Origin of the sequence: Microcoleus sp. MON1_C5 (assembly GCF_036701875.1) — a bacterium.
GTDB lineage: Bacteria > Cyanobacteriota > Cyanobacteriia > Cyanobacteriales > Microcoleaceae > Microcoleus.
Window position 1 is genome coordinate 73,508 of record NZ_JAUBRN010000026.1, and the last position, 14,048, is coordinate 87,555.

15 protein-coding genes are annotated in these 14,048 nt (G+C 45.7%); 8 read left to right on the forward strand and 7 right to left on the reverse strand.

Going from position 1 to position 14,048, the window contains the following annotated elements; genetic code table 11:
* Positions 1 to 27 precede the first annotated feature (27 nt).
* The 4 genes from QUA71_RS14805 (at position 28) to hisC (ending at position 4,174) form a co-directional block, all read left to right on the forward strand.
* On the forward strand, positions 28 to 1,311 hold the full coding sequence (locus QUA71_RS14805) for an esterase-like activity of phytase family protein (protein ID WP_333286010.1): 1,284 nt from the start codon (positions 28 to 30) through the stop codon (positions 1,309 to 1,311).
* A 178-nt stretch (positions 1,312 to 1,489) separates the two neighbouring features.
* Positions 1,490 to 2,344: an alpha/beta hydrolase gene (locus QUA71_RS14810; protein WP_333286012.1), complete on the forward strand. Its 855-nt coding sequence runs from the start codon at positions 1,490 to 1,492 to the stop codon at positions 2,342 to 2,344.
* Positions 2,341 to 3,054: a glycerophosphodiester phosphodiesterase family protein gene (locus QUA71_RS14815; RefSeq protein WP_333286015.1), complete on the forward strand. Its 714-nt coding sequence runs from the start codon at positions 2,341 to 2,343 to the stop codon at positions 3,052 to 3,054. Before QUA71_RS14810 ends, QUA71_RS14815 begins: the two co-directional genes overlap by 4 nt.
* 73 nt (positions 3,055 to 3,127) lie before the next feature.
* On the forward strand, positions 3,128 to 4,174 hold the full coding sequence (hisC, locus tag QUA71_RS14820) for a histidinol-phosphate transaminase (RefSeq protein ID WP_333286017.1): 1,047 nt from the start codon (positions 3,128 to 3,130) through the stop codon (positions 4,172 to 4,174).
* Positions 4,175 to 4,263: 89 nt separating this feature from the next.
* Here hisC and QUA71_RS14825 read toward each other — a convergent pair whose 3' ends face one another.
* From QUA71_RS14825 to QUA71_RS14855, 7 genes are all read right to left on the reverse strand, one after another.
* Positions 4,264 to 4,731: a type II toxin-antitoxin system VapC family toxin gene (locus tag QUA71_RS14825; RefSeq protein ID WP_333286019.1), complete on the reverse strand. Its 468-nt coding sequence runs from the start codon at positions 4,729 to 4,731 to the stop codon at positions 4,264 to 4,266.
* Entirely contained in the window at positions 4,725 to 5,030 is a 306-nt protein-coding gene (locus tag QUA71_RS14830) for an antitoxin family protein (RefSeq protein WP_333286021.1), read from the reverse strand. The genes QUA71_RS14825 and QUA71_RS14830 overlap by 7 nt, the downstream gene beginning before the upstream one ends.
* 46 nt (positions 5,031 to 5,076) lie before the next feature.
* Positions 5,077 to 5,877 carry a class I SAM-dependent methyltransferase gene (locus QUA71_RS14835; RefSeq protein ID WP_333286023.1) on the reverse strand — a complete coding sequence of 267 codons (801 nt, stop codon included), beginning with the start codon at positions 5,875 to 5,877 and terminating at the stop codon, positions 5,077 to 5,079.
* A 143-nt stretch (positions 5,878 to 6,020) separates the two neighbouring features.
* Positions 6,021 to 7,661 carry a 2-isopropylmalate synthase gene (locus QUA71_RS14840; protein WP_333286025.1) on the reverse strand — a complete coding sequence of 547 codons (1,641 nt, stop codon included), beginning with the start codon at positions 7,659 to 7,661 and terminating at the stop codon, positions 6,021 to 6,023.
* Positions 7,662 to 7,847: 186 nt separating this feature from the next.
* Positions 7,848 to 8,369 carry a LabA-like NYN domain-containing protein gene (locus tag QUA71_RS14845; RefSeq protein ID WP_006633075.1) on the reverse strand — a complete coding sequence of 174 codons (522 nt, stop codon included), beginning with the start codon at positions 8,367 to 8,369 and terminating at the stop codon, positions 7,848 to 7,850.
* A gap of 336 nt (positions 8,370 to 8,705) precedes the next feature.
* Positions 8,706 to 9,356, reverse strand: a complete 651-nt coding sequence (locus QUA71_RS14850; protein WP_333038438.1) for a response regulator transcription factor — start codon at positions 9,354 to 9,356, stop codon at positions 8,706 to 8,708.
* Positions 9,357 to 10,002: 646 nt separating this feature from the next.
* The gene (locus QUA71_RS14855; protein WP_333286027.1) at positions 10,003 to 10,428 is read right to left on the reverse strand and encodes a ferredoxin; all 426 of its coding nucleotides are present in this window, start codon (positions 10,426 to 10,428) and stop codon (positions 10,003 to 10,005) included.
* Between the two features lie 264 nt (positions 10,429 to 10,692).
* Between QUA71_RS14855 and groES the strand changes: the two genes are divergently transcribed.
* The 4 genes from groES to QUA71_RS29270 form a co-directional block, all read left to right on the forward strand.
* Positions 10,693 to 11,004, forward strand: a complete 312-nt coding sequence (gene groES, locus QUA71_RS14860; RefSeq protein WP_333100012.1) for a co-chaperone GroES — start codon at positions 10,693 to 10,695, stop codon at positions 11,002 to 11,004.
* 138 nt (positions 11,005 to 11,142) lie between these two features.
* Complete coding sequence (gene groL, locus QUA71_RS14865; RefSeq protein ID WP_015174510.1) at positions 11,143 to 12,786, forward strand: chaperonin GroEL; 1,644 nt, start codon at positions 11,143 to 11,145, stop codon at positions 12,784 to 12,786.
* A 122-nt stretch (positions 12,787 to 12,908) separates the two neighbouring features.
* Positions 12,909 to 13,910: an ATP-binding protein gene (locus QUA71_RS14870; protein WP_333286029.1), complete on the forward strand. Its 1,002-nt coding sequence runs from the start codon at positions 12,909 to 12,911 to the stop codon at positions 13,908 to 13,910.
* 65 nt (positions 13,911 to 13,975) lie between these two features.
* Positions 13,976 to 14,048, forward strand: a 73-nt coding sequence (locus tag QUA71_RS29270) for a transposase-like zinc-binding domain-containing protein (protein ID WP_445243784.1), incomplete at its 3' end; no start/stop codon positions are given.

Below are 14,048 nucleotides of genomic sequence, written 5' to 3' on the forward strand. Positions count from 1 at the left end.
TTGCATATCTACAAAACGGTATAAATTATGTCACAAAGATGGCACAAAAGCAAACTGTTCAACAAGAGCAACAAAATAAAAATTACCGCACTGAGCAATTATTGGGATTTAAAGACGCTGGGCGATCCTCTTCGAGGGCTTCGCCAACGTATTTTACGCTTATTCAGTCTCGCCCTAATTCTCTTAACTGTTTGCACAGCTTGCGCCCCCCCTTCCGCAGTTGCTAGAGACCGCTCTTTTCCAGAAATGTCCCTAGAATTTTTGGGCGAGTACCAATTGCCAAAAATGAATTTTGAAGGAGCACCAGTCGGCGGTTTGTCAGGAATTACCTACGACCCCAAAGGTATTAGCGCAGTCAATTCCAAAGCTTATCGCTTTTACGCTCTTTCCGACGACCCCAGCGAAAACGGAGAAGCGAGATTTTACAGTCTCAGACTCGACCTCACTTCAAGCGATCCAGCAAATATTCGCCTCAAAAAAGTTGCCGTTGAAGGCGTTACCTCCCTCAAAAAAGCAGACGGTGAAACCTTCTCTTGGGGTTCCATCAATCCCGAAGGCATCGCCCTTTCTCCCCGCAATTCAGTATTTGTCGCCAACGAAGGCGTTACTCATGTTGGCATCCCTCCTTTTCTCGGAGAATTCGACATTAAAACAGGGCAAATGCGGGGAAAATTGCCGCTTCCAAAGCGCTATATTCCCGATGCGAGCGATGAAAAACAGCAGCAAGGAGTGGTGGACAATTTAGGTTTTGAATCTTTAACCATCGACCCAGAAACCTTTAGTCCGGGCGGTCTCGATCCGTTTCGTTTGTTCGCAGCTACGGAAGCGCCCTTAATGCAAGATTTAGACCCCGAACAGGCAAGCAAACTCCGTCTTTTACATTATATTATCGTCGATAAAACACCGCAATTAGTCTCAGAAAATCTTTACACTCTCGACCAAGTTCCCATGACTATTTTGAACGGTTTAACAGACTTAGTAACTGTCGGTGGCGGTCAGATTCTGAGTTTAGAACGTTCTTTTGGGCTGTCTGGATACAGCGCTAGGATTTATCAAGTAGCGCTTGGGGCGGCTACAGATACTTCGAGAATCCAAAGTTTTAAAGGGCCAGTGACAATGGTCGAACCTGTTAAGAAAAAGTTGTTGCTAGACTTAAGCGAACTCGGGATTCCCCTGTACAATTTAGAGGGAATGACCCTCGGGCCGCAGTTGCCAGATGGCAGCAAAAGTGTAGTTTTGGTCAGTGACGACAATTTTGATGAAGCGCAGAAAACTCAGTTTCTTTTATTTAGCTTGAAGGGTCAAGGTTAGGTCATAAGGGCGGGCTAGAAGCCCACCCCACCCCACAAAAATATTTATTGTTTGTGAAACAGGCAGGAAAGCCTATTGAGGAAAACCGTACCATAAAATTCACTCTTTGTGGAACAGGCATCTTGCCTGTTCATAAAAAAGTTAAATCAAATTTCTCCAACTATAAAACCCCCTAATCATGCCAAATCGTAACACTTTGCACCTGCCCGAAATCGAACTTTCATACCTAGAATGGAAGCCAGAAACAGGGAAAACCAAAGTCCCGCGTTTGCTGCTGTTACACGGTTTAGCAGATAGTGCGTGTGTCTGGAGTAGCTTGGGCAATTATTTCTCCAACCGCTATCATATTGTAGCGCCAGATATGCGCGGTCACGGAGAGAGTAGCAAACCGAAAACAGACTATACTTTTGAAAGTGCGATCGCAGATTTAGAAGCTTTGATGGCACATCTCAACTGGCCCGACGCCCACATTTTAGGACATTCTTGGACGGGCAAACTAGCAGCGATTTGGGCGAGGCAAAATCCCGATCGCTTTTGCAGTATGATTTTAGTAGACCCCATCTTCATCACCAAAATGCCCGCCGCGATGAAACTCACCCTGCCAATTGTTTACCGAAAATTAGACTGTCTCAAATGTGTGGGCCCGTTTGCGACTCTAGCCCAAGCAGAAGCAGCAGCAAAACAATCGGGAGAATACGCAGATTGGAGTGACGTGCAGCAAATGGTATTCCAACAGCAAATCGAACAAAAATCTGACGGAACTTGGGGCAGTAAATTTGCGATTGCAGCCAGAAATCAGATATTTGCAGAAGTGATGAAAGTTGCGGGTTTAACTGAAAATATTGAGATACCGACTTTGTTTGTACAGCCGGCAAAAGGCGTAAATCGCATGGCTTGGCAAATGCAGCCATACAAGAGATACTTGAAAAATCTTACCGTTGCAAAAGTACCGGGGAATCACTGGTCTTTTTTGACTGAACCGGAAACTTTTAATCAAACTGTGGCAGATTTTTTAGAGGGCACAAGGCAGTGAATTTAGAAATTATTGCACATCGGGGATTTTCGGCGATCGCCCCCGAGAATACTTTAGCAGCTTTTGAACTGGCGATCGCCCGTGGCGCTCATTCGATCGAATTTGACATCCAGCTATCCGCCGACAACGTACCAGTGATTTTTCACGACGCAACATTAGATAGAATCACTGGAGTTTCTGGCAAAGTTAGGGAAAACACTCTGTCTGAATTGCAAACACTTAATGCGGGAAAATGGTTTAGCGATGAATTTTTACAACAAAAAATTCCTACCTTAAAAGAATCATTAACCATACTCAAAAATGTTGACAAATTTCTTTACTTTGATGTCAAACCTCATTGCGAGTGGTCTGACGCAGATGTCGCGGCTTTTGTCAATACTTTGAAGGGCGAAGAAATCCAACACAAATGCGTTATTACCTCTTTTAACGATAAATTTCTGGAACAAGTGCGGCGGCTATCTGGCGATTTGGCGATCGGACACATTGTTGCTAATCTAGAAGCATACAACACTCAATTTGCTCAAGCTGTGGCGCATCAGGATAATTTGATTAGCAGTCTGTATCGCGTGTTGCTGGAAAACCCCGCACTAATTCAAGAAAGCCGGAGTCAGGGAGTTGACATTGTGGCCTGGACGGTGGACGATCGAGCGGATATGCACAAGTTACTTGATTTGGGTATAACGCGGATAGTCACTAATTGTTTGATATAATTTGTTTAACTTGATATCTTGCACCATTATCAAGAACGGGCAAGATGCCCGTTCCACAAAACTCAATTAATAGATGAATTATTTTCGCAAAAGCATCCACGAAATGTCTGGCTATGTGCCGGGAGAACAGCCTCCACGAGGCACAAAAATTATTAAACTAAATTCTAATGAAAATCCCTATCCGCCTTCTCCCAAAGCCTTAAAAGTGCTTCAGCAAATAGACGGAGAAATGCTGCGGCGCTATCCAGATCCAACTGGGAAAAGTTTCCGCATTGCTGCTAGTAAAGTTTTTGGAGTTGCTGACGATTGGATTGTTGTAGGTAACGGCAGCGACGATTTATTAAACTTGATAGTTCGGGCTGTTGGCGAATCTGGCAAACAGATTGTTTGTCCCGCGCCAACCTATGTATTGTACCGCACTTTGGCCGAGATTCAAGATGCAGAATTTGTGGAAGTTCCTTATCCCGACGACTACAAGTTACCAGTCGATTTGCTAATAGCAGCCCAGGGGGCAGTGACATTTGTAGCTTCGCCAAACAGTCCATCGGGAACAGCCATATCTGTTGCAGATTTGGAGAAACTGGCTAAAGAGTTATCGGGCATTCTTGTGATCGACGAAGCTTATGTAGATTTCGCCGAAGAAAATGCTTTGAACTTGACAAAAAAGTACAGTAATGTTATAGTTTTGAGGACGCTTTCAAAAGGTTATTCCCTAGCAGGATTGAGGCTGGGTTTTGCCATAGCAAATCCGGTGCTGCTGGCAGAATTAAATAAAATCAAAGACAGCTATAATGTGGATGCTTTAGCCTATGCAGTGGCGACGGGTGCGATCGCAGATCAAGACCACAAAATAGCCAACGCCGAAAAGATTAAGGCCTCGCGAGCAAAACTAGCCGTTAGCTTCAAGGAATTAGGCTTTGACGTTTGGCCCTCGCAAACCAACTTTTTGTTAGTTAGGCCACCAAACGGCGATGCAGAAAGAATTTATCACACACTGAAAGTACGGGGAATATTGATTCGCTACTTCAACCAGCCACGATTAGAAGACAAATTGCGGATTAGTGTAGGTACAGAGGAACAAAATCACATATTAGTTAAAACTTTGAAAGAAATTCTATAAATAACGATCGCACTAAAATGAGTTTCTAGTGATGACTTTAGTCCTCTGATTTTTATGAGGACTTGCATTCCTGACTACACACAGCTTCCTTACGGATAATTATTAGGATTGTCAATCGCCAACCCTTCTGAATGAGCAATATTCAGCAATCGATTGTCCGCCGAAACAAAAACCAGTTGAGTATCTGGCAGGGAAACGAGAGTAGATTGAACGCGCAAAGCTGACGCTAATTGCACAGAATCATAAGCCCGCAGCGGGTTTTGCATCACCAGTGCGCCCGCTATTTCTATCAAAGTGCGATCGACTTCAAGAACTTCATACTGGTTGTCAAAATCCGTACGAAAATCTCCCATAAGTTGGTCAACCTCATCGACAGATAGAGTACCCTCTCGTTGACGGCGTGAAAAAGCGCTGCATACCTCCACCCAAGTAATCTGAGAAATCGCGAGAAAGTTACCTGCTGCAGGAACAGTAATGGATTGAATCCAATTACTTCCCAATTCAGGCACATACCGTTTAACCAAAGCGCTGGTGTCTAAGAAATAGGCATTTACCACGGGCCCCGATCCTCAATAACGATTTCAGAAAGAGGTTTCCCCACTCTTCCCTTGAGTTTTTCAAACAGTTCGCGCCGCTTTTGTTCTGCGGCTGCATCTAGCTTAAACTGTTTTGTTGGCAAACCCATCAATTTTCGTACATCCATCAACTTAATCGCCTTTTCGCGATCGCCCTGGACTTCTTCCTGCGAAACTTCCGGTACAATTGTGATTTGCACAGTTTCCCCATCATTCAATGACAAAGGACTCAAGGGACGAAAAACCCCGTTTTCGTAGATAGCAGTAATAGTTTCTGGCATAATTAGCCTCTTAATTAAATGCTTTGACTTATTGTACTTCTTTTAATTACTTCGTTGCCACAACAGCCAAATTCCAAGCCAAGCGCTTCATCAAAGGCAACTTTTTCAAAAACCCATCCCACCCTTCCAAGCGAGAGTATTCGGGTTTCAATCTCTCTTGTTCAATGATAATCTTTTTCCAATAACGCTCCTCATTGGGATGCACCTTTTCTATTAAATAAAAGCGCAAAAAAATCCAAAGCGATGTCAGCCAAAAGGTATCATAAGCCGTCTCGGAAAACAAAGACTTGACAAAATTCACAATATTAATATCCAAAGGACTTTCATCCTCCGTCCGCACCTCAGTCGCCATTCTACGGTAAACATTAATCACCGGATTGTGCTTCATCGGGTCCCAAAAACAAGCTTTACCCCCAGGCTTTAGCACGCGGTGCATTTCGCGAATTGCCTTTTCAGGTTCCGGCAAATGGTGCAGCAAATTAGAAGCATAAACAATATCAAAACTATTGTCCGGGAAATCCAGCGCCATTGCATTCACCGTGCAGCCGTCTATTTTGACGCCGTTTTTCTCAGCCAATTTCAGAGCAACTTCTACCATGCCCTGAGAATAGTCCGCAGCCACACAATTTGCACCTTTTTTAGCAAAATAAACGCTATTTTCTCCCGCGCCGCAGCCTAAATCTAAGAGGCGTTTGCCTGTAAGATCGCCCATCTGTTTGAGAATAAATCTATTTTCTGGGGCGGTGCAAGCTTCAAAGTAATCATTGACTCGAATGCCGTCAATATCGATCGTAGATGCCCAAGCATCGTGGAATTGCCGCTCTTTTTTTAAAGTTTCGTCTTGCATTTTTCAAGAGTTGGTTATTGGTAAAAAAAATTAATTTTAAACCGCAGATGAACCCGGATTAAGGCAGATTAATTGAGATTTATCTGCTTCGATCTGGGTTCGTCTGCGGTTTGTTTCAAGAAAAATGGCTGACAATAAATTTATCAGCGCTGTGCTTCTGCAACAACTTGATTTTCGATCGGAGTTGGCTGTTCGGAGGATTTTTCCGCGCTATGCTGCAATGCCTGATACAGGCGATTTAAAGCGCTGATGTATGCTTCTGCAGACGCTACGATAATGTCGGTATTTGCTGAGTGACCGGAAAATACTTTGCCTTCATGGCGCAAGCGAATTGTTACTTCGCCGATCGCATCTATGCCCGCCGTTACCGATTGTACAGAAAACTCGATCAACTCGTTGGGTACGTTTACCACCCGGTTAATTGCCCTGTAAATCGCATCCACAGGCCCGGTGCCGATCGCAGCATCGGTCAATTCTTCGCCCGCCGGATTCCGCACCGTGACGGTTGCTGTCGGGCGAGATTTGTCGCCGCAGGAAACTTGCACCAATTCTAAGCGGAAAAGTTCCGGTGCTTGGTGCACTTCGTTATTGGCGATCGCCTCTAAATCCCAATCAGTAATCTCTTTTTTCTTGTCCGCTAAATCTTTGAACTTGACAAAAGCCTTATTTAGCTCATCGTCGGCCATTTCAAAACCCAACTCTTTCAAGCGAGTGTGAAATGCGTGGCGCCCCGACAATTTGCCCAAGACGATTTGATTTTCTGTCAAGCCGATCGACTCGGCATCCATAATCTCGTATGTCAGCTTATTTTTCAGCACTCCGTCTTGGTGAATTCCCGATTCGTGAGCGAAAGCATTTGCCCCGACAATCGCCTTATTTGGCTGCACCAACATCCCCGTCAAATTGGAAACCAAGCGCGAAGTTTTGTAAATTTGGCGGGAGTCAATATTTGTCAGCGGTTCCTCAGAATCCGCAGGCCGGCCCAAGAACGGATTATAATATTGACGCCGCACGTAAAGCGCCATTACCAACTCTTCCAGAGCTGCATTTCCCGCCCGTTCGCCAATCCCGTTAATCGTGCATTCTAACTGTCTGGCGCCATTTTTTACGGCTTCCAAAAAGTTAGCAACAGCCAATCCTAAGTCATTGTGACCGTGAACCGAAATAATCGCGCGATCGATATTCGGCACATTTTCCTTAATTCCCCGAATCAAAGCCCCAAATTCGCTCGGAGTAGTGTAGCCGACAGTATCGGGAATATTAACAGTTGTCGCACCCGCTGCGATCGCCCGTTCTAGAACCTGATACAAAAACTCCGGTTCCGATCGACAAGCATCTTCCGGCGAAAACTCCACATCATCCACAAAAGACTTAGCGTAAGCCACCATTTCCGGCACAATTTCCAGAACCTCAGCCCGCGTCTTTTTCAGCTTATACTCCAAGTGAATATCAGACGTAGCCAGAAACGTATGAATTCGCGAATTTACTGCTGGTTTCAGAGCTTCTGCTGCTGTTTTAATATCCTGCTTTCTCGCCCGTGCTAAACCGCAAATTGTCGGCCCATCTTCCGTGCCAACCGATCGGGCTATTTTTTGGACTGCCTCAAAATCTCCCGTGCTGGTGAAAGGGAAACCCGCTTCAATCACATCCACGCCCAATCTCGCTAACTGGCGAGCGATCGTCAGCTTTTCATCAACATTCAGAGATGCACCCGGAGATTGTTCTCCGTCGCGCAAAGTCGTATCGAAAATAATAATCCGGTCTTGACTTGGTTGAGTTTTCATAGCTCTAAAAAGTGTTTTCCTGATTTTTACTTGTCCGTTTTTCTGGATTTTAGCCTCCAGTCACCAGTCCCCTGTCTCGCGCCAATAACGAATAATTAATAACCCCTAACCCATAACTACTGACTAATGACTGCTGACTAATGACTAATGACTAATAACTAATGACTAATGACTAATAACTACTGACTAATAATCCATCTTCTCGATATGTTCCCTAATTTCATTTAGGTCTATATACCTATCTGTAGCATTTCTTAACTCTCTTGCAATCATTCCTTCGGTTGATACCACAGTAATATGAGTATTTTTCGAGCGGAGCAGCTCGATCGCCCGCTCAAAATCCCCATCCCCGCTAAACAGCACAACTTGGTCGTATTGATCCACGGTATTAAACATATCAACCACAATTTCTATGTCTAAATTAGCCTTTTGAGAATATCTGCCCGAAGCATCGTCGTAATATTCCTTAAGAATTTTAGTGCGAACCGTGTAACCTAGACTGATCAAAGCATCTCGAAATCCCCTTTGATCTTGGGGGTCTTTCAGGCCCGTATACCAGAAAGCATTGATCAAGATGACATTCGGCTGCGAAGTTTTGAAATATTCGAGCACCCTGCGAGGATCAAAAAACCAGCCGTTCTTTTGTTGAGCGTAGAACATATTGTTCCCGTCCACAAAAATAGAAAGGCGGTTCATTAAGTTTGTCATAGAAACTTAGACCTAATAATTGTAGAAAGAAGTTAATCTAAATATCACATTTTAGCAACATGGAGCTAACTGAGGCAATAGATTAAACTTCAGAAAACTCCATCTCCCCAGTATTTCATATTTTCGGCTCTACCGCCAGAGGGTTCTTTTAAGCCTGCTTGCCTTTGAGCGAGGGGCCCTCACAAACTATATGCCTAGTAACTCAATACCGGCTGCCGTGTCAAGGTTAATGGCGCCTTCAAACTACCGCCGTACCGCCCTACCGCCAAGCAGGGATACCGAAGCGCATAGCAGTAGATTTTGCTCCCCTGATTTCATAGCGCAGACTACCTCCGCTCAAGCCTTTTTGCTTTCAAGAGCCCAGCGAGCTAACTCTGTCCGGTTGTGCAGACCTGTTTTGCCCAGCATATTGCTGACGTGGCTTTCGATAGTCCGCTGGCTGACATTCATCACGTCTGCGATCTGGCGGTTTGCCATACCCTGCGCTAGCAACTGTACCACCTTTAACTCAGTGGGAGTCAATTCGACATTGCGGCGCGCCTTAATTTTTGGGCCACTCTCCATACCGGGATTTGAGTGGCGAATCAAGCGCGATGCTGCTTTCAGAGAAGATTCTACTTGGGCTACCAGTTCTTCTGGTTCAAAAGGCTTGACTATATAAACGTCAGCCCCAGTGCTCAAGCCTTTTACTCGGTCTGAACTTTGACCTTTTGCGGACAAGAAAAGAACCGGAATCCAGCTAGTGCGAGGGTCTTCTCTGATGTGTTTGACTAAAGTGTAGCCGTCCATTTCCGGCATCATCACGTCGCAGATAATCAAGTCGGGAACTTCTTGTTCTAGTTTTTCCAGAGCGTCTCTGCCGTTTTCTGCTGTAATGACGTTGTAACCCCGAAACTCCAAGTAGTCCTTGACGAGCAAGATCAAGTTGGGGTCGTCGTCAACCAGCATCAGCCGTTTTTGCTCTCCTGAATTATTGTCCTTTGTCATGTTTATTCCCGCTAAAGTATCCCGCACGCTTCCTTGTTTTCACTTCTGTTTTTTCCGTCAGTCCCCCGCCACCAGGCTGGGAGTGGAGGACGACGGTCGGCTGAAGCGATGGCGGTGAGGGAAAGCGGGGCGGGTATTACCGCTTTCCAACCTATAATTGAGGGCTGTTCGTGAGTGTCTTACGACCTGGAATGCAGCCCAAACCTGTAATTCACGATCGCCCTATCAAGATCAGCCCTGATTGATTGGAGACTCCCTAACAGAGCCCATGTTAAATATTTAATCTCGATCGGTTCAATTTCAGGTTAATGCCCCGGTTTTAAATGATACTTCTGATATAGAGAAATTTAAGCAGACTCCCTACTTACGTATTTAACTGTTTCTAGTGTAGTTTGGCAACCTGCTTAGTGTCTGCCACTGAGAAATTTTTGCACAAAATTTCACAGTTCCTCCGATCGATTTTTTTTACTGTACCTTTTGAGAAACACAAGGAACACGGGAAGCTGCACGAAGACAATCACCTACCTACAGTTTTATTGAACTGTAGCAGGTGCGATCGCCCGGACGCCAAACTGTCTCAAATTCTCACCCTTAACCTTAAATTTAACACTTTACCTATAACCCTGTACTTTAAACAGCGCTACACTTAAATGTTTGGCTCCGCCTCACGAGGCACAGGCAAAGGATGAGTCAAGAAAGCGTATTCTTGAACTACCTTTGAGTTTAGGAGATGTTCCTGAATAATTCTCTCAATGACGGGTGGAGTAACGTCGCGATACCACACTCCGTCTGGATAGACTACCATAATCGGGCCAGACGCGCACACTCGCAGGCAATTGGCTTTCGTGCGAAAGACGCAGGTTGGTCGATCGGCACTTGGCTTGTCCAACCCCAATTCTTGCAAGCGTTTTTTTAAGTAATTCCACGCCTCCAGACTGGTTTGCCGATCGCAGCACTTGGGCACGGTTTGGTCAGCACAGATAAAAATATGTCGCTCGATTTGAGCGATTCCCAGGCTTTGGACGCAAGCGCTCAAGCCTTGGCTGCAAGATTCATCGTTATTTTCCAGCATTTTATTCATTCGTCAACAGTAATTGGTTAGCGATCGAAAGTCATCACCACAGCCCCCACTCCCGCTTCCCCCTCTCCGGAGCGCCCACTCATGGTCGGTTCGGGAACCCGTACTGACAACTAAGTTGCGATCGACCCTGACTAAAGCTAAATTAGCACTCAGGAGTCGAGAGTGCTAATATGTCAGTTGTAAGTAGTCCGCTGTTGCTTTCATCGTGACCCCTGACGACTGACTCACGACAATCTGTAATCTGGAGATTTATTTATGGCAGCAGTATCACTGAGTGTTTCTACCGTTAAACCGTTAGGCGAGCGCGTGTTCGTAAAAGTAAGCGCTAGCGAAGAAAAAACCGCCGGCGGCATCCTTCTGCCCGACACAGCGAAAGAAAAGCCCCAAGTAGGCGAAGTCGCGGCCGTGGGCCCCGGCAAGCGCAATGACGACGGCACTCGCACTGAAATGGAAGTCAAAGTCGGCGACAAAGTTCTCTACTCGAAGTACGCCGGCACCGACATCAAACTCGGCACAGACGAATACGTCTTGCTTGCAGAAAAAGACATTCTGGCGATCGTTAACTAATTAATCATTAGTCATCAGTCCTTAGTCATCAGTCATTAGTTTAAAGCGAACGCCGCCAAACAACTAATGACACGGGACAAATGACTAAAATCCATCATCCCCAATCCAAAATCTAAAACCCTCTCATCCCCAAAAACTATGGCTAAGCGTATCATCTACAACGAAAATGCACGTCGCGCCCTCGAACGCGGTATGGACATTCTGGCCGAAGCAGTGGCCGTAACCCTCGGCCCCAAAGGTCGTAACGTGGTTCTCGAAAAGAAATTCGGAGCTCCTCAGATCGTTAATGACGGTGTTACCATCGCCAAAGAAATCGAACTAGAAGACCACGTAGAAAATACAGGCGTTGCCCTGATCCGTCAAGCAGCTTCCAAAACCAACGACGCAGCAGGCGACGGCACCACCACTGCTACCGTTTTGGCTCACGCAATGGTCAAAGAAGGTCTGCGTAACGTAGCAGCCGGCGCAAATGCGATCGCCCTCAAGCGCGGTGTTGACAAAGCAACGACGTTTTTGGTAGAAAAAATTGCCGAACACGCCAAACAAGTAGAAGATTCCAAAGCCATCGCTCAAGTCGGCTCCATCTCTGCTGGTAACGACGATGAAGTCGGCCAAATGATTGCTAACGCAATGGACAAGGTGGGCAAAGAAGGCGTGATTTCCCTGGAAGAAGGGAAGTCTATGACCACCGAATTGGAAATCACCGAAGGGATGCGCTTCGACAAAGGCTACATTTCTCCCTACTTCGTCACCGACACCGAACGGATGGAAGCGATTCTAGAAGAACCCTTCATCTTGCTGACAGACAAGAAAATCGCTTTGGTACAAGATTTAGTACCTGTGCTCGAACAAGTAGCTCGTTCCGGCCGCCCGCTGTTGATCATTGCAGAAGACATTGAGAAAGAAGCTTTAGCTACCCTCGTTGTCAACAAACTGCGCGGTGTGTTGAACGTGACTGCTGTTAAAGCACCTGGTTTTGGCGATCGACGCAAAGCCATGTTAGAAGATATCGCCGTATTGACCGGCGGTCAACTAATCACCGAAGATGCCGGTTTGAAACTGGAAAACACCAAGCTCGACATGATCGGCAAAGCTCGCCGCATCACCATCACCAAAGACAGCACCACAATTGTTGCCGAAGGTAACGAAGCTGCCGTTAAGTCGCGCTGCGAACAAATTCGCCGTCAAATGGACGAAACCGAGTCTTCCTACGACAAAGAGAAGCTGCAAGAACGTTTGGCCAAATTGGCTGGCGGCGTCGCAGTGATCAAAGTGGGCGCGGCTACCGAAACAGAAATGAAGGATCGCAAACTGCGTCTTGAAGATGCGATCAACGCAACCAAAGCTGCTGTCGAAGAAGGAATTGTTCCTGGTGGCGGTACAACTTTGGCTCACCTGACTCCTCAATTGGAAGAGTGGGCTAACAGCAGCCTGAAGGGCGAAGAATTGACCGGTGCTTTGATTGTGGCACGGGCTTTGGCTGCTCCTCTGAAGCGGATTGCTGAAAATGCTGGTTTGAATGGCGCTGTGATTGCTGAGCGCGTCAAAGAAAAGCCGTTCAACGTCGGTTTCAACGCAGCGACAAATGAGTTTGTCGATATGTTTGAAGCTGGTATCGTTGACCCTGCGAAGGTGACTCGTTCTGCTCTGCAAAATGCCGCATCTATTGCTGGCATGGTGCTGACAACCGAGTGCATCGTCGTTGACAAGCCTGAACCGAAGGATGGCGCTGCTGCTGCTGGCGCTGGCGGCGGCATGGGCGGCGGCGACTTCGATTACTAATTAATCGTCGTCTTTAAAGTAGGTGGGGGCGCAAGGGCCCTCACCTACTTTATTTTAATTAAGTAGTTGATTAATAAATCAAGTATCATAGTGGTGTACTCTCTAGTATAGTGAGAGGCTCTATGAAAGCAGAAGTTCTTAAAAGATTATTTAGGGCGATCGCCAGTGCCGACACAGAGGCGATCGACAAACTCACACACCTAGTCATTGAGGAAGAACGCCAGAAGGGACACACGCTACTAGCCGACCAATTAGAGAATATTACCAAAAAGAGCCAGAAAGAGAAATCGACCTCTAACAGCAAAGCAGTTTCGCCAGTACCAAATACCCGACAAGCTTTAAGCGAACTGCCGACAAGTAAGCGATTAAACCTTCCTTTAGTGACTGTCATAGGAAGGGAAAAACTGCGACATCACATGGTGCTTCCTGAAGTTATTGAAAAACGTTTCCAGCGAATTGAGCGCGAGTATGCAGCAAGAGATAGGCTTGCTCATCACGGACTCCGCTACAGACAAAAAATTCTTCTGTACGGTTTCCCCGGCTGTGGTAAGACACTCGGAGCAGAGCGTTTAGCATGGAATACAGGTTTACCACTTCTCAAAGTTCGATTTGATGCAATGGTATCATCTTTTTTAGGCGAAACGGCGAGTAATTTGAGGCTGGTTTTTGAAGAAGCATCAAAAAATCCATGTTTGTTGTTTCTTGATGAATGCGACTCTATTGCTAAATCAAGAGAAGACCATCAAGAAGTAGGAGAAATTAAGCGAGTGGTAAATACATTTCTTCAAATTTTGGATGAATATGAACCCACCTCTGGTCTGATTGTAGCAGCTACAAACCTCACTAAATCTCTTGATACTGCACTGTGGAGACGATTTGATGATTTGATTGAAGTACCAAAGCCCGGAGAAAAAGAGTTAGAATTTATCCTAAAAGAAACACTATCTGCTATGGAAGTAGGCTCTATCAACTGGCCTGTGCTGATTGATCAGATGAGAGATTTTTCTGCTGCTCAAGCTGTGAGGGTTGCACAAGATGCTGCTAAACGGGCAATTCTGGAGCGAGAGGAGCTAGTCATTCACGAACACTTGGAAGAAGCGATTAAAGAAATCAAGGTTGCATAAACTTAATTTTTTGGCGTTGCACAGTTGTGGTATGCTGAGCGCTAACAATCAACGAAAATTTAGCTATGATTTGTCCTGAATGTCAATCTAGTAATCTTAAGAAAAATGGTCATAAAAGAGGTAAACAAAATTATCTTT